At 30.7% G+C, this 22,100-nt stretch carries 16 protein-coding genes; 4 read left to right on the forward strand and 12 right to left on the reverse strand.

Translation table 11 applies throughout. The features are described 5' to 3' along the window. The first annotated feature begins 6 nt into the window (after positions 1–6). Positions 7–1,314, forward strand: coding sequence for a tRNA lysidine(34) synthetase TilS (tilS, locus tag ACYU7A_RS12080; RefSeq protein WP_460576882.1), 1,308 nt, complete (start codon positions 7–9; stop codon positions 1,312–1,314). Further along, positions 1,315–3,321 (forward strand): protein-disulfide reductase DsbD family protein, encoded by a 2,007-nt coding sequence (locus tag ACYU7A_RS12085; RefSeq protein WP_460576884.1) that lies wholly within the window; start codon positions 1,315–1,317, stop codon positions 3,319–3,321. Between the two features lie 35 nt (positions 3,322–3,356). Here the strand turns inward: ACYU7A_RS12085 and ACYU7A_RS12090 are convergent, their stop codons facing one another. From ACYU7A_RS12090 to ACYU7A_RS12105, 4 genes are all read right to left on the reverse strand, one after another. Next, the gene (locus tag ACYU7A_RS12090; RefSeq protein ID WP_298306121.1) at positions 3,357–3,557 is read right to left on the reverse strand and encodes a helix-turn-helix transcriptional regulator; all 201 of its coding nucleotides are present in this window, start codon (positions 3,555–3,557) and stop codon (positions 3,357–3,359) included. After that, the gene (locus ACYU7A_RS12095; RefSeq protein WP_460576887.1) at positions 3,547–4,026 is read right to left on the reverse strand and encodes a hypothetical protein; all 480 of its coding nucleotides are present in this window, start codon (positions 4,024–4,026) and stop codon (positions 3,547–3,549) included. The genes ACYU7A_RS12090 and ACYU7A_RS12095 overlap by 11 nt, the downstream gene beginning before the upstream one ends. A gap of 89 nt (positions 4,027–4,115) precedes the next feature. Then, on the reverse strand, positions 4,116–5,414 hold the full coding sequence (locus ACYU7A_RS12100; protein ID WP_460576888.1) for an amidohydrolase family protein: 1,299 nt from the start codon (positions 5,412–5,414) through the stop codon (positions 4,116–4,118). A 1-nt stretch (position 5,415) separates the two neighbouring features. Continuing rightward, positions 5,416–8,409 (reverse strand): amidohydrolase family protein, encoded by a 2,994-nt coding sequence (locus ACYU7A_RS12105; protein ID WP_460576891.1) that lies wholly within the window; start codon positions 8,407–8,409, stop codon positions 5,416–5,418. 181 nt (positions 8,410–8,590) lie between these two features. Here ACYU7A_RS12105 and ACYU7A_RS12110 point away from each other — a divergent pair, with 181 nt between their 5' ends. Together ACYU7A_RS12110 and tnpA are read left to right on the forward strand one after the other, a co-directional pair. Further along, positions 8,591–10,126, forward strand: coding sequence for a YifB family Mg chelatase-like AAA ATPase (locus ACYU7A_RS12110; RefSeq protein WP_460576893.1), 1,536 nt, complete (start codon positions 8,591–8,593; stop codon positions 10,124–10,126). A 91-nt stretch (positions 10,127–10,217) separates the two neighbouring features. Beyond that, the gene (gene tnpA, locus ACYU7A_RS12115) at positions 10,218–10,667 is read left to right on the forward strand and encodes an IS200/IS605 family transposase (protein ID WP_460576895.1); all 450 of its coding nucleotides are present in this window, start codon (positions 10,218–10,220) and stop codon (positions 10,665–10,667) included. 57 nt (positions 10,668–10,724) lie between these two features. Here the strand turns inward: tnpA and ACYU7A_RS12120 are convergent, their stop codons facing one another. The 8 genes from ACYU7A_RS12120 to panB form a co-directional block, all read right to left on the reverse strand. Continuing rightward, entirely contained in the window at positions 10,725–12,047 is a 1,323-nt protein-coding gene (locus tag ACYU7A_RS12120; protein WP_460576897.1) for a hydroxymethylglutaryl-CoA synthase family protein, read from the reverse strand. A 246-nt stretch (positions 12,048–12,293) separates the two neighbouring features. Next, positions 12,294–13,160, reverse strand: a complete 867-nt coding sequence (gene ypfJ / locus ACYU7A_RS12125) for a KPN_02809 family neutral zinc metallopeptidase (RefSeq protein ID WP_460576899.1) — start codon at positions 13,158–13,160, stop codon at positions 12,294–12,296. A gap of 24 nt (positions 13,161–13,184) precedes the next feature. Further along, entirely contained in the window at positions 13,185–16,673 is a 3,489-nt protein-coding gene (locus ACYU7A_RS12130; RefSeq protein WP_460576901.1) for a PAS domain S-box protein, read from the reverse strand. Positions 16,674–17,285: 612 nt separating this feature from the next. Next, the gene (locus ACYU7A_RS12135) at positions 17,286–18,614 is read right to left on the reverse strand and encodes an aldehyde dehydrogenase (RefSeq protein ID WP_460576903.1); all 1,329 of its coding nucleotides are present in this window, start codon (positions 18,612–18,614) and stop codon (positions 17,286–17,288) included. 4 nt (positions 18,615–18,618) lie between these two features. After that, positions 18,619–19,995: a hypothetical protein gene (locus ACYU7A_RS12140; RefSeq protein WP_460576905.1), complete on the reverse strand. Its 1,377-nt coding sequence runs from the start codon at positions 19,993–19,995 to the stop codon at positions 18,619–18,621. 79 nt (positions 19,996–20,074) lie between these two features. Next, complete coding sequence (locus tag ACYU7A_RS12145; protein WP_460576907.1) at positions 20,075–20,764, reverse strand: RluA family pseudouridine synthase; 690 nt, start codon at positions 20,762–20,764, stop codon at positions 20,075–20,077. Positions 20,765–20,797: 33 nt separating this feature from the next. After that, positions 20,798–21,151, reverse strand: coding sequence for a four helix bundle protein (locus tag ACYU7A_RS12150; RefSeq protein WP_460576909.1), 354 nt, complete (start codon positions 21,149–21,151; stop codon positions 20,798–20,800). A gap of 42 nt (positions 21,152–21,193) precedes the next feature. After that, positions 21,194–22,012, reverse strand: coding sequence for a 3-methyl-2-oxobutanoate hydroxymethyltransferase (panB, locus tag ACYU7A_RS12155; protein ID WP_396147783.1), 819 nt, complete (start codon positions 22,010–22,012; stop codon positions 21,194–21,196). Between the last annotated feature and the right edge of the window lie 88 nt (positions 22,013–22,100).

Raw genomic sequence — 22,100 nt, forward strand, 5'->3', positions numbered from 1 at the left:
CTATAAATGCTACACCAATTTCAAAATCATTTGCAAAATAACTTTCCTTTTCTAAAGGAAAAGAAGCTCCTTTTGGCTACAAGTGGCGGAATTGATAGCATGGTTTTGGTACATTTACTGCATCAATTAAAGTATAATTTTGCTGTTGCTCATTGCAATTTTCAGCTTCGTGGAGAAGAAAGTGATGGTGATGAAGCTTTTGTTACTTCTTTTTGTAATGAAAGGCAGATAGAAGTTTTTGTTCAAAAATTTGATACTGCAAAGTTTGCTGAAGATTATAAACTTTCCATTCAGTTGGCAGCTAGAAAGCTTCGTTATGGTTGGTTTTATGAACTTTTAGATAAAGAACACTTTGATTATTTATTGACAGCACATCATTTGGATGACAGTTTAGAAACCTTTTTAATCAATTTAAGCAGAGGAACAGGTTTGGATGGATTGACTGGAATTCCCAATCAAAATGATCGAATCATTCGTCCGTTATTGTCTTTCTCACGATTAGATGTCGAACTTTATGCTAAAGCAAATGAGGTTAATTGGCGAGAAGATTCAAGCAATGCTTCCGATAAATATTTGCGTAATAAGTTGCGTCATGATGTGGTTCCGGTTTTGAAAGAATTGCATCCCAATTTGTTAGCTTCTTTTGAAAACACTTTAGAACATTTGAAACAAGCACAATCTTTGGTGGAAGATGCTTCTAAATTAGTTTATAAAATTGTAGTTAAAGAGGAAAAGAATCTTTTAAAATTTCAATTAAAAGAGTTGTTGAAATTGCCCAATTACAAAGCTTATTTATTTCAATGGCTTAAAAATTATGGATTTACTGCTTGGGATGATATCTATAATTTGGTTGAGGCACAATCAGGCAAACAGATTTATTCCGAAGACTATTGTTTATTGAAGGATAGAGATTGTTTGATTTTATCTTTGAAAGAGGAAGCCACTGCAACCGATGTTTATTTGATAGATAAAAATGTAAGCCAAGTTAATATTCCCTTAAAATTTGAGTTTTGTAACGTAGGTGACATTTCTGAATCAAATTCTAATAGTATCTTTGTCGATGAAGAAAAATTGTTGTTTCCGTTGGTCTTGAGAAGATGGCAAGAAGGCGATTTTTTCTATCCTGCAGGAATGCTTGGTAAAAAGAAAGTTAGCAAGTATTTTAAGGACGAGAAATTATCGTTGATTGAAAAATCAAATCAATGGTTGTTATGTTCTGATAATCAAATTATTTGGATAATTGGAATGCGACAAGATGAACGATTTAAAGCAACTTCAAACACCACTAAAAATTTAAAAATAACCATTCAATAAATGAAGAATTTCTTTTACACATTGATTGCTTTTTTGGTTTTAACCAATATAAATGCGCAAATAAAAAAGCCAGTAACTTGGACATCTAAAGTAGAAAAAGTATCTGATACTGAGTTTAATTTGGTTATGAATGCTACTATTGAAGAAGGTTGGCATGTTTATTCTCAATTTACTCCAGAAGATGGACCTTTACCAATTGTTTTAGAATTTAAAAACCAAAAAGGAAATTATGAATTGGTAGGTAAGGCAAAAGAAAGTCCCTACAAAAAACAATTCAATGCCGATTTTGGAGTAGATGAATACTATTTTGAAAAGAAGTTTACACTGATTCAAAAAGTAAAAATTACCAATCCTAAAGTTGGTAAAATACTTCTAAACGTTGATTATCAAGTTTGTAAAGATGGTTGTATTAATGATAATAAAGATTTTAGTTTTGCTATTCCAGTAATAGAAACAGCAGCTGTAGTTACTCCAGCTGTAGATACCACCAAAGTAGCACCAACAACAACTGTTGATACTACTAAAACGGAAGTTAAAGCTGCTACAGAAACAGCAGCAAAAGTTGCTCCTAAAAAAGAAGAGAAAAAAGGACTTTGGGCTATATTTTTTCTAGCATTCTTAGGAGGTTTTGCAGCATTATTGACACCATGTGTGTTTCCAATGATTCCGATGACGGTTAGTTTCTTTACTAAACAAAGTAAAACTCCTGCACAAGGAAAGCGAAATGCTATTATTTATGGTATTTCAATTATTGCAATTTATGTTGTTTTAGGATTATTAATTACAAAAATATTCGGAGCAGATGCATTAAATGCGTTATCAACAAATGTTTGGTTTAATATAATATTCTTTGTTTTATTAATTGTATTTGCAGTATCATTTCTTGGAGCTTTCGAGATTATGTTGCCAAACTCTTGGGCAAATAAAGTTGATAGACAAGCAGATAAAGGCGGAATAGTTGGTATCTTTTTTATGGCATTAGCTTTGGCAATAGTTTCGTTCTCTTGCACAGGACCAATTGTTGGAACTCTTTTGGTGGAATCTGCTTCTAAAGGAGGTATTGCGCCAATTATTGGTATGTTAGGATTTTCATCAGCTTTGGCTTTACCTTTTATGCTTTTTGCTATGTTTCCGGGTTGGATGCACTCGCTACCAAAATCTGGAGGATGGTTGAATACGGTGAAAGTATCTTTAGGATTTTTAGAATTAGCTTTGGCGTTCAAATTTTTATCAAATGCTGATTTAGTATTGCAATTGCATTATTTTGAAAGAGAAACATTCCTAGCAATTTGGATTGCTATTTTTGGAGCTTGGGCTTTCTATTTATTTGGAAAAATCACATTGCCTCACGATTCACCAATAACTCATATTTCTGTAGGACGATTAGGATTGGCTTTAACAGTATTAGCTTTTACCATTTATATGATTCCAGGGCTTTGGGGTGCACCTTTAAAATTAATTAGTGCATTTCCACCACCAGAAACTTATAGTGAAAGTCCGAATGGAGTAGGAGGTTCTTCTAATGGTACTGGAGAAAAATTACCAGAAGGCGCTGAACTTGGTCCGCATGGTATAGTAGTTTTTACAGATTATGAAGAAGGAATGGCTTATGCTAATAAAGTAAAGAAACCAGCATTATTAGATTTCACAGGACACGCTTGTGTGAATTGTAGAAAAATGGAAAACAATGTTTGGTCTGAAGAAAAAGTTTTGAAAATATTAAAGAACGATGTTGTTGTAATTTCGTTATTTGCCGATGACAAACGTCCGTTGCCAAAAGAAGAGCAGTTTGTTTCTAAATCTACAGGAGCAGAAATAGAAACTATTGGTGACAAATGGACTGATTTTATGATTACTAAGTACAACACCAATACACAACCATTATACGTATTGGTTGACAATAAAGGTAGTAATTTGAATAAGGTAACGCCAACCACAAGTTATGATCCTGATGTTGCATTGTATGAGAATTGGTTGAAACAAGGAATTGTAAATTTTAAAAAATAATAAAAAATCCCATCTTAATTTAGATGGGATTTTTTTTAATCTGTTGTTTCTAAGGTAAAAATGTCTTCTACAGGTTTTTCAAAAAAGCGTGCTAGTTTAAGAGCTAAAACTGTTGAAGGAACATACTTTCCTTTTTCCATAGCATTTATCGTTTGACGACTGACTTCAATTTGCTTGGCTAAATCTTCTTGCGATATATTCTTAATAGCTCGCAAGACTTTCAAATTATTCGTCATCGTTAGTAGCTTTATTTAATTGATAAATTTTGTAGTGGAATCTTATAATAAAGAACAATAACATAGCTGCAATGTTAGCTATTAGGATGTAGAAATAAGGAAATCCAAAAATAAAAAGGGTTGTAAAAAGTAATAAACCAAAATTAAAATAGGTTGCCCAAACAAGACTTTCATATCTTATTTTTGAGATATATTCATCTTCATTTTTGGTTTTTGAAAACCCTACTAGTATGCCGCCAACTATTACTAAAACTGTAATTAATTCATCAAGTATACCATTTTCTATAAAACTAAAATATGTTGATTTAAATATTATTTGATCTTTGAATATTGCAAATGTTTTTACAACAAATGAGTTGTCAAAATCAAAGCCACTCAAAAGAAGGTAGGTACCAAGAATGAAACTTGGCACAAACAACAACCATCCAATTTTTTTAAATGAGTTTGGAAATAAAAAGTGTGTTTTCATGTGTTAATGATTTAAAGTTAAAACAAATGTAAAGTATATTTTACACATAGACAACTTTATTTTACAAAAAGAATGAAATATTTTACTTTTTAGTTTTGATTATATTTTGATTTGTATATTTTATTTAGGTTGCTTTGATGGTTTTCTAAGTTAATGAGTCTACCTTGGATAAAAGTTTCCTTTAATTTATTGGTTCTCATATCTAATGCATCACCTTCTGAGATGAATAGAGTTGCGTCTTTACCTTCTTCTAAGGTTCCACAAAAAGAGTCTATTCCTAAAATTTTGGCTGTATTAGAAGTTATTAGTTGTAAGGCAATTTCTTTATCAAGACCATATGCAGCGCACGTACCAGCAAGAAAAGGTAGGTTACGAGTATTCATACGCTCCATGTTTCCGCTATTTTCAAGTCCAACAAGAATTCCTTTTTCGGTAAGTATTTTAGCCATTTTAAAAGGAAGATCATAGTCTTGATCATCGTTTACAGGCATATCATGTACACGTCTTAGAAGAACAGGAATGTTGTGTTTTAGTAACAACTCTGTTGTTTTATAGGCTTCATATCCTCCAACAATAACTAGTTTATTGATTCCGTTTTCTTTGAATAGATTAACAGCATCAATAATCTGTTTTTCATCATTGGCATGTATAAATAGTGTTTGTGTTCCGTCAAGTAATCCTTTCATTGCTTCAAGTACAAGGTTTCTTTCTTTCGGAGTACTGCTAGAATAGCTCTTCGCGGTATTGATGAAATTTACAATTTCTTCAATTTGTTTGATGTAGTCTTTGTTAACTTCAATAACACCATTTTCTGCTCCACGACCAGTTCTAAAAGTATTAGGAAAATTCAAATGAATGCCATCATTTTCTTTAAGAACAGCATCTTTCCATGTCCAAGCATCCAATTGAACGATAGAAGATGAACCAGAAATTCTTCCACCTCTTGGAGTGATTTGAGCTATAAGAATACCATTAGGAACTACAGTTTCGGTTACTTTTGATTCAGCATTATAAGCTATTAAACTTTTGACATTTGGATTAAAGTTTCCAATTTCATCTTCATCATCAGAGGCTTTTACGGCATCAATTTCAACCAATCCTAATGTTGAATTTGGAGCAATAAATCCCGGATAAATGTGTTTACCAGCCGCATCAATTTTTAAATCATAAGCAGTCATATCAATTCTAACAAGAGTTGCATCGGCGACCAATTGCAATTTTCCATCTTTAAATCCGATAACGCTATTTTCTATAACTTTTCCGTTGCCTAAATGAGCTGTTCCGTTCATAATTAAAACGGATTTGCTTTGTTTCTCAGCTATCTTTTTTTGAGCGATTAAGTTTGTTGTTAAACTTAAAATCACAATAATTATATATAAATTTTTCATTTTAGTTTTCTTCTAAAGTGTCACAATGATATTCTTTCTTTTCTTTTTTTATAGGCTCTTGCGTAAGCATACCTTTATTTTTTTCGTCAAGTAATTGACTAATCAATTCATTTTTTTCTTTTGTAATTGCTTCTCTTTGTATGGTGTCTTTTTCAATATCGAAATAAACTACACCTTCAATTATTGTTTTCTCTGCTTTTGCGTAAATAGATAACGGATTTTCGTTCCACACTACTAAATCGGCATCTTTACCAACTTTTATACTTCCTACTTTATCATCTATATGCAATAATTTTGCAGGATTTAGTGTTACAAATTTCCATGCTTCTTCTTCAGAAACATTGCCGTATTTTACTGCTTTGGCAGCTTCTTGATTTAAACGTCTAGACATTTCAGCATCATCAGAATTGTAGGCAACTAACACACCAGCATTATGCATTATCGGACCATTGTAGGGAATGGCATCATTTACCTCAAATTTATATGCCCACCAATCGGAGAAGGTAGAGGCGCCAACACCATGTTCTTTCATTTTATCGGCTACTTTATATCCTTCTAAAATATGAGTGAAGGTATTCATTTTGAAATTGAATTTTTCAGCCACGTTCATCATCATCAATATTTCAGATTGCACATAAGAGTGGCAAGTAATGAATCGTTCTTTGTTGATTATTTCTGCAAGGGTTTGTAATTCTAAATCTTTTCTTGGAGCTTTTGTATTTTTTGAATTGGCACGGTAGCTTTTCCAAGCGTCATCATATTCTTTGGCACGTTGAAAATAATCGGTAAAAACTTGTTCAACACCCATTCTAGTTTGAGGATAACGTGTTGGATTTTCGATTCCCCAATTGGCTTGTTTTACATTTTCACCTAAGGCAAATTTGATGAATTTTGGTTGGTTTTTATACAGCATTTCGTCTGGTGCTAATCCCCATTTCCATTTAACAATGGCCGAACGACCACCTATTGGATTAGCAGAACCATGTAGCAATTGTGATGTTGTAACGCCACCAGCAAGTTCTCTGTAAATATTAACATCTTCAGAATTTACTACATCTTCTATAGTAACCTCTGCAGTTGAATTGTGTCCAGATTCATTTACACCTCTTGAAATTGCAATATGGGAATGTTCGTCAATTATTCCTGAAGTAATGTGTTTGCCTTTAGCATCAATTATTGTTGCACTTGCATCCGAAATATTTTTTGCAATGGATACAATTTTTCCATTTTTCACTAATACATCGGTTTCTTCAAGTATGCCTTCTTTTTCGTTGGTCCAGACCGTTGCATTTTTAAATAGTAAATTTTGTGATGCTAATTTTTGCGAATTTCCAAAAGGTAAATTAGGGTAGGTTACCGGAAAGACTTTGAAAGGTTTTTCAACTTCATTTACTTCCTCTTTATTTACAAAAGGAGCTGTTTTTATGGCGCTCCACGATACTTCTTTGCCATCATTTAAAATAGCTTTACCAGATAGACTTGAAGTATTTTCAACATATCCAGTTAATCTATTTATTGATGGATTGATAGTATCTTTTGATTTGAGAATAAGTGTAATCCAATTGTTTGAAAAAGAAAATTTAGAGCTTACTGTTTTATCTTCTTTTGTTTTAATGTTTACTTTTGGACTAGCAATTTTTCCTTCAATTTTCATTTTGTAGGTATCATTGTCTAGGGTTAAATCGTAATCGCCACGTATATCTTTTATAGTTCCATCGTTTACTACAAATTTTGTTCCTTGTACCCAGTTTTCAAAAAGTAGGGTTTCTTCACTAAATATTTCTCCAGATGTGATAAGAAAATTGGCATAACTTCCTACTTTTAGACTTCCAATTTCGTTGCTTTTTCCAAGCATTTGTGCAGGAATAGTTGTTAATGATTCTAAGGCTTTAGTCTTATCAAATCCTAACTTAATTGCACGTAATAGATTGGTTCTAAAATCGTCTAATTTTTTTAGTTTATCAGTTGTTAGCGCAAAAGTAATTCCGTTTTCTGATAATACTTTCGGATTGGTAGGAGCTTGATTCCAATAGCGTAAATCATTTAATTCCATTTGATTGGCTTGAAATATATTGGAAACATCGTAAGCTTCAGGAAAATTTATTGGGATGATGAATTTGGCATTGGTTTTCTTGATTTCGTCAATGCGTTCAAATTCGTTTCCAAAACCTTTAAGTAGGTAATTGATATTAAATTCGTTTCCAATTTTTGATGCTCTTAAGCTGTTTAATTTATCTTCTGATGCGAATATTTGTATTAATTTTTCATTTTTAGCTAAAGCTTCAAGAGACAAATCGGTAGTTTCTGAATTTCCTTTTTTATACCAGTCTAAATCATAATACATTTGTCTAAGTAGAGCCATCATTCCCATAAGAGAATTTGGATATGATTGTGCCGAACCAGAACTTCTAGTAAATCCAAAATGATTTGAAATGGAATTACTTATAATTTTAGAATTGTTTGGAGCATTATTAAGTGCTATTAAACTTCCAGTACCACGAGCAATACCGTCTTGATTATGAGTTCCTACAACACCAAAGCCAATTTTTAGGAAATCCTCTGCTTTTTTTTCATCATACTTAAATAACTCAAAAGCATTTATTTCTGGACGAATGTGCTCGTTCCAATAATATCCTTTTCGTTTAGTATCATATAATTGACCACCTTCGAAACTGCTAATCGACTTGGGTTTTTCTACTCCAAAATTGGTATAAATATCAATAAATGAGGGATAAATAGATTTTCCGTCGATGTTAATAATTTGACAATTTTTAGGAATTGAAACAGTAGTTCCTACGGCAATAATTTTTCCATCTAAAATTAACAATGTTCCTTTGTCAATAACTTGAGTTGGTGTAACGTAAATCTTTGCATTGGTAAAAGCAGTATAATTAGTGCTTTTATTTTTTACATTTTCATTGATAGGAAAATAATCTTGTGCGGAAATTGTGCTAGTAATTAAACTAATTACAATTAGAAATAGAATTTTCTTCATAGTAGTTAATAGTATATTCGTTAAAAGTAAAAAACGTTTTAGTAATACTAAACTTTTGTTTGTTTTTTTTTGAGTTTTAACTTTTTTAGAATGAAATGAAGAACTGATGATGGATAAAAAAAGTCAAAAGTTTTTGTTGAATAATTTTTTTTTAGATATTTGTAACTTAATTATATACGCCATGTTAGTAAAAGTCTATGGAAGCGCCGTTTTTGGCGTTCAAGCCACAACAATCACTGTTGAAGTAAATATTGATAAAGGAGTTGGATACCATCTAGTAGGTTTGCCCGACAACGCCATTAAAGAAAGTAGTTATCGAATTGCTGCTGCACTCAAAAATAATGGTTATCAATTACCAGTAAAAAAAATCACAATAAATTTAGCGCCAGCCGATTTGCGTAAAGAAGGATCTGCTTATGATTTGACATTAGCAGTTGGAATTCTTGTAGCTTCTGGTCAAATTAAAGCCGATGATGTAGATAAATATGTCATTATGGGTGAATTGTCTTTAGATGGAGGCTTGCAACCCATAAAAGGTGCTTTATCCATTGCAATTCAGGCTAGAGAAGAAGGTTTTAAAGGTTTTTTTCTGCCAAAACAAAATGCCAAAGAGGCTGCAGTTGTTGATGGATTAGAAGTTTATGGCATTGAAAACGTAACTGAAATAATCAATTTCTTTGAAGGAAAAGGAACGTTAGAACCAACAATCATAAACACAAGAGAAGAATTCTACAAGGAATTAGATTTTCCAGAGTTTGATTTTTCAGATGTTAAAGGTCAAGAGTCTATTAAAAGATGTATGGAAATTGCCGCAGCTGGCGGACATAACATTATTTTAATTGGTCCACCAGGTTCAGGAAAAACGATGCTAGCCAAGCGATTGCCAAGTATTTTACCACCAATGACTTTGAAAGAAGCATTGGAGACTACTAAGATACATTCTGTTGCCGGAAAAATTAAAGATGCAGGATTGATGAGTCAACGACCTTTTCGAGCGCCACATCATACCGCTTCAAGTGTCTCTCTTGTTGGAGGAGGAAGTTATCCTCAACCTGGAGAAATTTCTTTATCTCATAATGGTGTTTTGTTTTTAGATGAATTACCAGAATTTAAAAGAGAAGTTTTAGAAGTAATGCGTCAACCTTTGGAAGATAGGGAAGTGACTATTTCGAGAGCTAAATTCACAATTACTTATCCATCGTCGTTTATGTTGGTAGCGAGTATGAACCCAAGTCCGAGTGGTTATTTTAATGATCCAGATGCGCCACAAAGTTCTTCGCCACACGAAATGCAACGGTACATGAGTAAAATCTCAGGACCACTTTTAGATAGAATTGACATTCATATAGAAGTAACTCCAGTTCCGTTTGATAAATTGACCGAAACAAGAAAATCAGAAAGCAGCATAGAAATTAGAAAGAGAGTTACAGCAGCAAGAGAAATTCAAAGCAAACGATTTGAGGCATTTGATAACATTCATTATAATGCACAAATGAATTCGAAACAAATTAGAGAATATTGTGCCTTAGATGAAGCATCGTTACAATTACTAAAAACTGCAATGGAGCGATTGAATCTTTCTGCAAGGGCCTTTGATAGAATTTTGAAAGTTGCTAGAACCATAGCTGATTTAGAAAATTCAGAAATTGTGGTTTCCAATCATATTGCAGAAGCTATTCAATACAGAAGTTTAGATAGAGATGGATGGCTTGGATGATTTTGAAAAAATCATCCTGAATTGCCTCTAGCTTCAGCTAGAGGAAAAAAATAAAAAAATAAAAAATATAAAAGCCAAAAAAAGTAAATCTATGCCTTATCTAAAAATATATATCCATTTAGTATGGAGTACAAAAAACAGATTTCCTTATTTAAATACAATTGAGTCAAGACAACTAGTTTGGAAACATATTAAGGAAAATGCTATAAAAAAAGATATTCATATTGATTTTATTAATGGATATGAAGATCATTGCCATTGTTTAATATCATTGAAAATAAATCAAAGTGTCGATAAAATAATGCAATTAATTAAAGGAGAATCTTCTTATTGGATTAATAAAAACAACCATCTTTTCCCTAATTTATCAGGAAAAAAATTCGAATGGCAAGATGAATATTTTGCTTTGTCTGTCTCAGAATCTATTTTACCTCGTGTAAGAAACTATATTAAAAATCAAGAAAGTCATCATAAGAAAAGAACTTTTAAATCAGAATATGATGAGATTATTGATAAATATAAAATAGTTAAAGAAAAATAATTTTGGCTAAAGCCTCTATAATAAAACTAATCAATAGCCAACACCTTAAGGTGTTGGCTATTGAAATTTATAATACCTAGCACCAACTAAAACAGGATTTTCTTTTTCGATATAATCTAATATAAATTCATTTTTAGGTTGTAAAACAGAGTGTTTTCTTTCTTTTTTGTGTAGTGAAATGTAGGTTCCAAAATCTATTTCTGTGGAATTGTTTAGGGTTTCAAATAACTGTGTTTTTTCAATAACCGATTGCCAATGTTCTTGAACTTCGGCTTCGAAAACTTTTGATTTAGAACCACTACCGTAGGCTATGAATCCGAATTTTTTATTTGTAAGATTAGTGTTTTGTTGCAAATGATAGCATAATGCAGATAACATTCCAAGGAAAATAGAGCCAGTGTACATATTTCCCACTTGACCAGAAGCGATTTCTGAGGGAAAAATAGTTTGGTTTACAAATTCTAAATATTCAGGAGATTTTGAAATGGTTTTAATATCTTCTGTTAGATTATTTTCTTTGGCAAAAATTTCTACAAATGTTCTTCGAGCTTGAAAACAATAGGGTAGGTGCATCAAAATGTTTTCCCAACTTTCGTACAATTTTCCATTTTGGTTGCTGATTTCTTTGTATTTGAAATAAGCATCAGAAGTTCTGTTGATGTAACATTGATTAGAATATTGTCCGTCAAAAACAGGTTGTTCTTTGTAGAAAGCAATTTCATTTTCAAGAATTCCAAACCATTCAGGATTTTCATTTGTTTTTAGAATTTCATCTTTAGAAAAGTAACGCCTTGGTTTGAAGAAGTCAAAAACACCTTGTGCAGAAACGCCAACTTCTTGAGAGAATGTTAAAACTCTTGGATTAGCAGTAACTAACATAGCAATTGCTCCAGCACCTTGAGTATATTCACCAGTTGAATTCAAATCGTATTTGGCATTGTCGGTGGCTACAACTATGGCTTTTTTGGTTGGATTTAATCTGATGAAATCGAGAGTTATTTGAAGAGTATCTACAGCTCCAATACAAGCGAAAGTCATGTCTAAAGTATCACAATAATTGAAACTTCCTTCTCCTAATTGTTGTTCAAGTAGTGCAGTAATATAACTTGCAATAGGTTTCGAAGAATCGACAGCGCTTTCTGTTCCAACATAAATTCGAGCAATATCTTTTGGGTTTAGATTTTCTTGTTGGATAAGTTTGTAAACAGCATTGGCAGCAAAAGTTACGACATCTTGGTGTACATCTGGAAAACTCATTTTGTGTAAGCCTAAACCTTTTACAAGTTTTTCGGGTTCAATGTTTCTGTTTTCTGCAAGAACTTTTATAGGTAAATGTATTTTTGGCAGGTCAAAAGTAATGCTGTCAATTCCGACTTTCATGATAGTAAATTTTAGGCAAAATTACTATTTGAAATTATAAATAGCATTGAACAAAATTTAATTTTTTGGCATTAAAAGACGAATTGTTAAAGTGATAATTTTTACCTATTTTTTTTATTTTTTATAAAATTATTTGGTTTGTTTTAATCAAAATGATAACAATAAGAGAATTCTATACTTTGATTTAATTTAAAAAAAAAGAGCAATTGAATTATTGCTCTTAATTAATGTATTTTTTTGATGTTTTTATCTCAAATCATAACCATATTTAGCAAAGGTATCACCTTGACTAACATCACCAGTTGAGTATCCAAGTTTAAACCAATACTTTCTTTGTTCAGATGTTCCATGAGTGAAAGTATCTGGTTGCACATGACCTTGCATTTTACTTTGAATTGCATCGTCACCAACAGCATGAGCTGCACTTAATGCTTCGTCTATATCACCTTCTTCTAGATATTGTTTATTATTATGTGCCCATACACCAGCATAAAAATCGGCTTGTAATTCTAAACAAACAGAAAGTTTATTTGCTTCAGTTTGACTCATGCCTTGTTGCATTTGTCTCATTTTACCAGAAGTTCCTGTAATGGTTTGAATGTGATGTCCAACTTCGTGTGCAATTACATACGCTATTGCAAAGTCACCACCTTTGGCACCAAAACGAGTTTTTAATTCTTCAAAAAAGCGTAAATCCATGTATACTTTTTTGTCACCTGGGCAATAGAAAGGCCCTGATGCAGCGGTAGCGCTTCCACAAGCTGTTTCTACAGCATCAGAGAAAAGTACCATTTTTGGTTGTTCGTATTGTAAATTATTTTCTTGAAATATTTGTCCGAAAGTATCTTCAGTGTAGGCAAAAACTGTTTTTGCAAAATCTCCAATTTCAATTTCTTCAGGAGTTAACTCACGTTGTTCACCAGTTTGTTCGGTTTGTTGATTTGCTTGATTTTGTTGAAATGTATCAAGTAAAGGTGCCGCTTCTGGGAAAAACATTTTCACAAGAAAAAATACGATTACTAATCCACCTCCACCAACTACAGCTTTTCCGCCTCCAGACATTCCTCTTCTGTCTTCTACGTTATCACTTTTACGATTTCCAATCCATTTCATAATTTAATAATTTTGTTTAGTTTTTTAATTTTTTAACCATTTTGAAACTATTCCTTCAAGAACTTCTTTTAGAATAGGTTTGGAAGCATAATCGTTCATTCCTACTTCCAAACATTTTTCCCTTTCACCAACAACTGTGCCAGCAGTTAATGCAATGATAGGAATATGTCTTCCTTTTGTTGTTTTTCTTATTTCTTGTGTTGCTTCATAGCCATTCATGATAGGCATTTGTACATCCATTAGAATTATATCGGGATGCAATATATTAAATTTTTCAACACCAATTTTTCCGTTTTCGGCTTCAAATATTGTTCCGTTTGGAATAATTTGCTTGATTAATGTTTTTGCTAAAAGCATGTTTATTTTATTATCTTCAATAATCAATACTTTGAAGTTTTCATGACCAAAATCGTTTTTTTCTTTTTCATTTATTATTAAATCAAAATTATCAATTAATTGTGAGCTTTTTTCGTTTGTTGTTTTCAAAATCACATCAAAAAAGAATTCACTTCCTTTTCCAATTTCACTTTCTAAATTTAACTTACTATCCATTAATGAAAGCAATTGATTAGAAATTGTTAATCCAAGACCTGTTCCTCCAAATCTTCTAGTAGTTGAATTGTCTCCTTGTGAAAAGGCATTGAAAATTTCTTTTTGAAAATCTTTTTTAATCCCAATTCCAGTGTCTAATACTGAAAATCTAATTTTTGTTTTATTTCCTGAAATGGATTCTAAAGTTTTAATTGATAAGGTAATTTTTCCTTTTTCGGTAAATTTAACAGCGTTTCCTAACAAATTGATTAATATTTGTTTTAATCTAACAACATCAACATAGACATATTTTGGTACTGATTCATTTATGGTAACTTCTAAACCTAAGTTTTTTATATTGGTATCATATTTTACTAATTCTATTACTTGACTAATAATTTCAATTAGATCATATTTTTTAATATCTAACTCTAATTTACCAGATTCTATTTTTGAAAAATCTAAGATATCATTTATAATTCCCATCAATGAATGTGCAGATTCATTAATTGTATTCATATAGTTTTTTTGAATTGCTTCAAGTTTAGTGTTTTTTAGTAAGTCGGTAAAACCAATAATTCCGTTTAAAGGAGTTCTTATTTCATGACTCATATTAGCTAAAAATTCTGATTTTGCCTTATTTGCTGCTTCAGCAAACTCTTTTGCTTTGATAGCATCTTCAACTTCAATTCGCTGGGTAATATCGATTATAATTCCAACAATGTTTTCTATTTCTCCATTTTTAAGTATTGGCTCGCCAAATTCTTCTATCCATTTACAGATTCCATCTTTAGTTATTATTCTGTAGATTACGTGAAACTTAAGTTTGTTGTTTTCAAGTTCTTTTGCTTTTATATGGATATATGGTAAATCATCGGGATGAACTAAGTCAATGAAATATCTTTTATTTTCAATAAAATCAGATTTTGGATATCCAGTTAGGTTTTCTATTTCATCGTTTAAATACAATTTAGACCATTTTTCACCATATTTCGTAAGGTGTACTGTACCAGGAATATTAGTTGCAAGTAGTCTAAATTTTTCTTCACTTTCAAGTATTATGGCTTCATTTAAGTTTCGTTCAATTGCAGAAGAAATATTGTTTGCTAGTGTGAGTAAAGTATTAATTTCTTCAATTTGCCATATTCTTTCATAATTAGGATCATCAAAAACAATAAACCCATAAAAACTTGATTTTACATGAATAGGTAAAAATAATATTGATTTTGAGTTTACTTTATCTAAAAATTTACGAGTAACAGTGTCTTTTATATCTTTAACAATACTAAAATAGGGTTTGTTGTTTTTTAAAATCTCAATAACTTCTGGAATATTATTTTGATTGACTTTTACTAATATTGGATTTAATTCAGTTATTCCATTTGATTCTCTAGTCCAACGACATTTTTGTTCAATAGTATTTTCATTTTCATTATTTAAGAAAAAGGACATTCTTTCGGTTTTAGTAACTTTTCCAATAGAATCTATAATACCTTCAAACATTTCGGAATTATTTTTACTAATCAACACTTTGTTTGTAATTTGAGTAATTACACTCAACATTTCATTTTTGTATGAAAGTTTTTGTTCAGCTTCTAATCTTTTTTGGGTTTCTATTGAAAGTGTCATAACATCAGCAATAGATCTTACAAAATTTATATCTTCATTATCCCAATATTTAGTTTTTGTATCCGATTCTAGACATAAAACTCCAATTAGTTTACCGTTCAGATTAATAGGCGTGTCTAAAAGTGATTTAATATTGTTTTTAGGGAAATAATCCGCACAAAATTCTTTTGTATCTTCACTTGTGGTAACATCTGAAGCTACTATTTGAATTTCATTTTCTATTGCTTTAAAATAGGATGGAAAGTCTTTTTTATAAATAACTGTTCCGCTTTCGAATTTGTTTTGGTTGTAATGAAATAAATTTTCACATAATATGTAATCGGTTTTGTAGCTCCAATAACTAACTCTGTTTACATCAACTGTTTTTGCAACTAATTGTAAAATTTTTACAACCGATTCTTCAAAATCATTATGATTTAAAAATTTCTTTAAGGTTATTTCCTTTAAAGTTTCATTATAAGTTCTAAGTTTTCTTTCTTTTCTTAATTTTTCAATTTCAATTTCTTTAATTGGTGTAACATCTCTTGCAATTACAGTATAACCTGTAATTTTATTGTGCTCATTTCTATTTATTGAAACATTTTGAGAGAGCCAAATTGAGTCACCATTTTTAGAAACAATTGGAAATATTAATGTTGGAAATTTGTTAGCACCTTTATTAATACTAGAATAAAAACCTAACACTTTTTCTTTGTAGTCATCACGTATTAATTCTGAAAAATGTTTTTTATATAATTCCTCTAAACTATAACCAGAAATAACTTCAGAATGTTTGTTTATAAAAGTATAATTTCCTTTGAGATTGGTTTCATAAATAATGTCGTTGGCATTTTCAATTAAATTTTTATATTGATTTTGAACATGAATTTGTTCAGTAACATCTTGTCCGATTCCAATAATTAAGTCATCAGAAAACTTTTTGTCTTTCCATTGGATGTATTTATACTCTCCATTTTTACATTTTAGTTTTCTAACGTAAAGTCTGTTATCAATATAATCATCATGATAGGCTTCACCAATAAAATCGGCATCTTCGGTTAATTCCCAAAACTTTAATCCTAATACTTCATTTGGAGTATATCCTAAAAAACTAAGTACTTGATTACTACAAAAAGAAACTTCTCCTTTTTTATTTGTAGCAATAGTTATAATATTTCCGCGGTTTACAATTTCATTGGCAAATAGAAATCTGTTTTGAGTATTACTTGTTGAAATATGATTGGCAGAATGAATAGCAACTGTGAATATAAAAGATGTTATTAATATAATTACTAAATCTGTTGGTAGAATATCTTGTTGAAAAAGGCTTATTGTAAAAAGAAATACAATACTAACAAAAGTCCAATATTGCAATAAATTTTTGAAAACATAATAAGAAAGAAAAAAATTTACAATTAAAGATACGTAGCTAAAAAGTTCAAATGGTTTATAAATAATATTGTAAATGTTATAGGAAAAGTAACTTAGATATAATAATATAAATATAGTAGAAAATGAATTTTTAAGTAACTTAGTTTTAGTATTTAAAAGGTAAATAGAAATTAAAAACAATCCAATTATTGTTTTCAATATAAGTTGGCTTGAATTTCTAATTTTAAATATTTCTAAAATTATTTCGACTGAGATAACTGAAATACCAAGGAAGAGCAGAAACATATTGTATTGTTCTTCTTTTGCAACATAACTAGAAAAGTTTTTAATAAAGCTATCTTTTTTCTTTTTATTTATAAAAAAAACAAAAAGTATATATATGATAACTATTGCTAAGGAAATTAATATAAACCATTCTCTAAAAAAAAATAGTAATGGAATTGTTTTAAAAGCAATAAAAGGTTGAAGAAAACCAAATAAATTTTCCGTACAACCATTTTGAAAAGAATTGAATAGAGTAATGTTTATAATCATTCAATTATAATTATAAATTTCTTAGCAAGATATAAAAAATAAATTAATCTTTTAAATTGTTTACAACCAATTCAATAATTTTTTAAGAGTTTTTAGTTTTTCTTTGTATGGAGCATATCGCATAGGTAAATCAAGCCAAGTAGATTTATTTACAATTGATTTTCTATGAGAGAAAGTTTCAAAACTTAATCTTCCATGATAGGCACCAATTCCACTATAACCAACGCCTCCAAAAGGCAAGCGTTTGTTAGAAAAATGTACAACAGTGTCATTAATACAACCACCACCAAAAGAATATTTTTTTATAATTCCTTTTGCCCATTTTGTGTTATTTGAAAAAACATATAGAGACAGAGGTTTTTCATATTTAGAGATTATCATTTCAATTTCAGATTCCTCTTTAAAGCTAATTATTGGTAATATGGGTCCAAATATTTCTTCTCGCATTACCAAACTATCAAGTTTTGACTGATCTAATAAAGTAGGAGCAATGTAGTTGTCAACTTCATTAATTTTTCCACCAAATAAAATAGTTTCATTTTCTAAAAAGGAGGTTAATCGCTTCCAATTTTTAGTATTTACAATTCTAGCAAAATCCTTTGATTCTTCTGGGTTTTCGCCATAGGCTGCAATAATTTCTTCTTTTAAAGCGTCGATTAGTTTTTGTTTGATTTCTTCGTTAACTAATAGATAATCTGGAGCAATACAGGTTTGTCCAGCATTAATAAATTTTCCCCAAACAATTCTTTTAGCTGTCAATTTGATATTGCAGTTTTTATCAATAATGCATGGATTTTTTCCACCAAGTTCAAGAGTAACTGGTGTTAAAAATTCGGCTGCAGCTTTTGCAACAATTTTTCCAACAGCCACACTTCCTGTAAAGAAAATATAATCCCAACGTTGTGATAGAAGTTTTTCAGAAACTTCAATTCCACCTTCAATAACTGTAACATGTTCTTTATCAAAAACTTCTGAAATTATTTTCGCAATAATTTTTGATGTATTCGGAGTTAATTCTGATGGCTTGATGACAACTTGATTTCCTGCAGCAACAGCAGCAATTAAAGGACAAAGAGCCAGCTGATAAGGATAATTCCAAGGTGAAATTATTAGTACTTTTCCATAAGGTTCATGTAAAATATAATCTGATGAAGGAAAATTTAATAGAGAAGGCAAAACCCATTTAGGTTTTGCCCAACTATTGATGTTTTTAATGGTGTCTTTTAAGTCGGAAATTACATAACTGGTCTCAGTTACAACGGCTTCAAATTCTGGTTTTTTAAAGTCATTATATAGCGCTGAAATAATCTCCTTTTCATGATTTATTACAACCTGTAAAAGTTGTTTCAGCTTTTCTTTTCGGTAACTGATGCTCGTTTTATATTCCATGATATTATAAAAATGCTAATCTAAAGCCACCATAAATATCAGCTTGTTTACTATCATTAATTGCTGCTGTAATTATAGAACCAGAGCCTAAATAAAATCCTCCAGCTCTAAAACCAATTCCGCCATTAAATCCAGATATTTCGTTGCTTGTCCAAGGAGAATAAACTTCAAAAAAGCCTAAATTTAGTCTTGGAGTAATTGTGAAACTATTTTGAGCAGTAATTTGATCGTTACTATTATCATCATTTACTTTTTGCTGAATATAACCAGAAACAAAGAGTCTCGAGATTATTTTTACATCTACATAAGCTGAGAAAATAGACGGAAGTTTTACTTTAAAGTCTTTCTTTTCGGGTTGCTTTGTTAAATAACCTTGACTGATTAATATTGTTTCAATCTGTTGAAGATTATCGATGTTTTCAAACTGATTTAGGTTTAAACCTTGTGGATTTGCAATGGTAGGTTGTATGTTTAAAGTGTAATTGGTATTATAATTATTATCATCACTAAAGGTCATAGAACCCATATTTCTAAGTGCTAAACCAGCATTAAATTTGTATTTGTTTTGATTTTTCTTTGGATTGGTTTCTGGCTCATCTTTCCATTGGAAGTTAATTCCGATATCACCTGAAAAACCGTTTAATCCTCCAAAAACCGATTTTGAATAATCCTCAAAATTTGAAAAACTATTGGCTAATGCTCCTGAGTACGCAATGTTTAAATTGGCAGTTGTATTGTTTAAATATACTTGAGAGCCAACATTATTAATTGTTCCATTAAATTTATCTAAACCCAAATTAGAATAAGAACCTGGAAATAACAGTTTGAAAGTAGCACCAACATTAACTTTATATTTTTCTTTATCTAAAAGATTTTTTGACAAAGTAAAACCAACTTCACCCCAAGTTGTTCCGGTAAGTCTTTGGTTGTAATTATTATTAATTGAACTAGAGCCTAAAACACTATTTAAACCTGAATTAACCAATGCGTCTCCAAGTTTTGTATCAACATCTACAGCATCAAGTTTTCCGTTTATTTTAGAAGTAATTGCTAATGCCCAACTTTTGTGTTTTATAGCAAATCCTAATCCGTAGGCTTCCGCGTCAACTCTAAGATTAACAGGTTCGTTTCCATTAAATAGTAATGTTTCAATATCTTTATCAGATGTTAAATCACTAAATCCAATTTTGTTGTTTGCTACATTAAAACTAAATCCGACAACATTAATTTCAAATTTATTAGACATATTAGCTAATTCGGCAGGATTTATTGAAGTTGTCAAAATTCCAACTCTACTAGAATTGGTTAAACCTGCAAAATGGTCTTGTGAGAATGCCGTTACCGACATTAAAAATGAGGATAATAAGATTAATTTTTTCATAGATTATAATTGTAAATTTGGGTTAATAACAATTAAAACGCATAAAACCCTATGCGATTGTGGAGTAAAGTTAATCTTTTTAAATCGAATTCCAAATGGCATCCGATGGAGTAGGAGCAATTATTTCAATTTGCTCTTTTGAAACCGGATGAGTAAAAGCTAATTTTCGTGCATGAAGATGAATACCACCATCTGGATTACTTCGGTCAAAACCATATTTTAAGTCACCTTTTATTGGACAACCAATGGCTTGTAATTGTGCGCGAATTTGATGATGTCTTCCAGTATGAAGATTGATTTCTAAAGCAAAATAGTTATTTAATTCTTTGATGATTTTATAATCTAAAGAAGCTTTTTTGCTTTCAGGAACTTCTTTTAAATGCGCTTTTGAAGTATTGTTTTTTTCATTTCTTTTTAGAAAATGAATCAGATTATCTTCGTTTTTTGGTGGTTTGTTTTTTACAACTGCCCAATAGGTTTTATTGGTTTCACGTTCACTAAACATTTTATTCAAACGTTCTAATGCTTTGCTAGTTTTAGCAAAAACTACAATTCCAGTTGTAGGTCTATCCAATCGATGAACAACACCTAGAAAAACTTCGCCAGGTTTGTTGTATTTGTCTTTAATATATTCTTTAACGATTTCAGAAAGCGGTTTATCACCAGTTTTATCACCTTGCACAATATCTCCAACACGTTTATTAATCACAATAATATGATTGTCTTCGTGAAGAATTTGTAGGTTGGATTTGTTGGAAACGATTTTCAAAATAGATATTTAGATTATTGGATTTTTAGAATCTTAGATTTTTAATGTACTACGAAATTTAGAAGTCATTTTTATGATTATATCTAAATTATAAAGTAGCTCATCTAATTTTGTTTGATTTATATATCCTAAATCAAAAGCGATTAATAATTGAGTTTCAATTTCATATAATGAACCAATTGCAATTTCAAGAAATCTTGAAAAATCTTTATCACTACTTCTAGAACAACCTTCTGCAATATTTGATGGTACAGAAACAGATGCTCGTCGAAGTTGATTTGTTAATCCAAATTTTTCGTTATCAGGAAAATGAGATGTTGTTAAATAAATTTGAGAACACAATTGTCTGCTCAATTTCCAAATTTCTAAATCCTTAAATCTATGCATAAATCAAATAGTCTAACAATCTAATAATCCAATTATCTAAACTTAATATTGTTCATTAGCATTAGGAAAATCTTGACTTTTTACATCAGCTACATAATTTCCAATTGCTTTAGTCATTTGATCGTATAAATCTAAATAGCGGCGTAAGAATCTTGGACTGAATTCGTTGTTCATTCCAAGCATGTCATGAATTACAAGTACTTGTCCATCAACGCCACCTCCAGCACCAATTCCGATAACAGGAATCGAAATACTTTTAGCAACTTTTTCAGCTAAAGCGGCAGGAATTTTTTCTAAAACTAAAGCAAAACATCCCAGTTTTTCTAATAATTTGGCATCTTCAATCAATTTCTCTGCTTCAGCATCTTCTTTAGCTCGAACGGTATAAGTTCCGAATTTGTAGATTGATTGTGGTGTTAAACCTAAATGTCCCATCACCGGAATTCCAGCAGCTAATATTCTTTTTATAGATTGTTTGATTTCACTTCCACCTTCCAATTTTACTGCATGTCCACCAGATTCTTTCATGATTCTAATAGACGAACGCAATGCTTCTTTAGGATCAGATTGATAACTTCCAAAAGGTAAATCTACTACAACCAATGCTCTTTCAATAGCACGAACAACTCCAGAAGCATGATAAATCATTTGGTCTAATGTTATTGGTAAAGTAGTTTCGTGTCCGGCCATAACATTACTTGCTGAATCTCCAACCAAAATTACGTCAACACCAGCAGTATCAACGATTTTTGCCATAGTGAAATCATAGGCGGTTAGCATTGAAATTTTCTCGCCATTGGCTTTCATTTCAATTAATGATTTGGTTGTAATTCGTTTGTAATCTTTTTTGGCTACTGACATATTTAGACTTCTTTGATGATTAGATTTTTAGACTTCTTAGATTAAGAGGTTGTAAAAGTAATAAAATCGATTAGTTTTGTAATAAATA

The sequence above is a fragment of the Flavobacterium koreense genome (assembly GCF_054776075.1).

Coding starts and splice junctions, on each gene's coding strand:
- ACYU7A_RS12105 (WP_460576891.1), bottom strand. CDS start 8,409: ATGAAGAAAATTCTATTTCTAATTGTAATTAGTTTAATTACTAGCACA.
- ACYU7A_RS12120 (WP_460576897.1), bottom strand. CDS start 12,047: ATGAAAGTCGGAATTGACAGCATTACTTTTGACCTGCCAAAAATACAT.
- ACYU7A_RS12095 (WP_460576887.1), bottom strand. CDS start 4,026: ATGAAAACACACTTTTTATTTCCAAACTCATTTAAAAAAATTGGATGG.
- ACYU7A_RS12085 (WP_460576884.1), top strand. CDS start 1,315: ATGAAGAATTTCTTTTACACATTGATTGCTTTTTTGGTTTTAACCAAT.
- ACYU7A_RS12135 (WP_460576903.1), bottom strand. CDS start 18,614: ATGGAATATAAAACGAGCATCAGTTACCGAAAAGAAAAGCTGAAACAA.
- ACYU7A_RS12140 (WP_460576905.1), bottom strand. CDS start 19,995: ATGAAAAAATTAATCTTATTATCCTCATTTTTAATGTCGGTAACGGCA.
- ACYU7A_RS12100 (WP_460576888.1), bottom strand. CDS start 5,414: ATGAAAAATTTATATATAATTATTGTGATTTTAAGTTTAACAACAAAC.
- panB (WP_396147783.1), bottom strand. CDS start 22,012: ATGTCAGTAGCCAAAAAAGATTACAAACGAATTACAACCAAATCATTA.
- ACYU7A_RS12110 (WP_460576893.1), top strand. CDS start 8,591: ATGTTAGTAAAAGTCTATGGAAGCGCCGTTTTTGGCGTTCAAGCCACA.
- ACYU7A_RS12090 (WP_298306121.1), bottom strand. CDS start 3,557: ATGACGAATAATTTGAAAGTCTTGCGAGCTATTAAGAATATATCGCAA.
- ACYU7A_RS12150 (WP_460576909.1), bottom strand. CDS start 21,151: ATGCATAGATTTAAGGATTTAGAAATTTGGAAATTGAGCAGACAATTG.
- tnpA (WP_460576895.1), top strand. CDS start 10,218: ATGCCTTATCTAAAAATATATATCCATTTAGTATGGAGTACAAAAAAC.
- ypfJ (WP_460576899.1), bottom strand. CDS start 13,160: ATGAAATGGATTGGAAATCGTAAAAGTGATAACGTAGAAGACAGAAGA.
- tilS (WP_460576882.1), top strand. CDS start 7: ATGCTACACCAATTTCAAAATCATTTGCAAAATAACTTTCCTTTTCTA.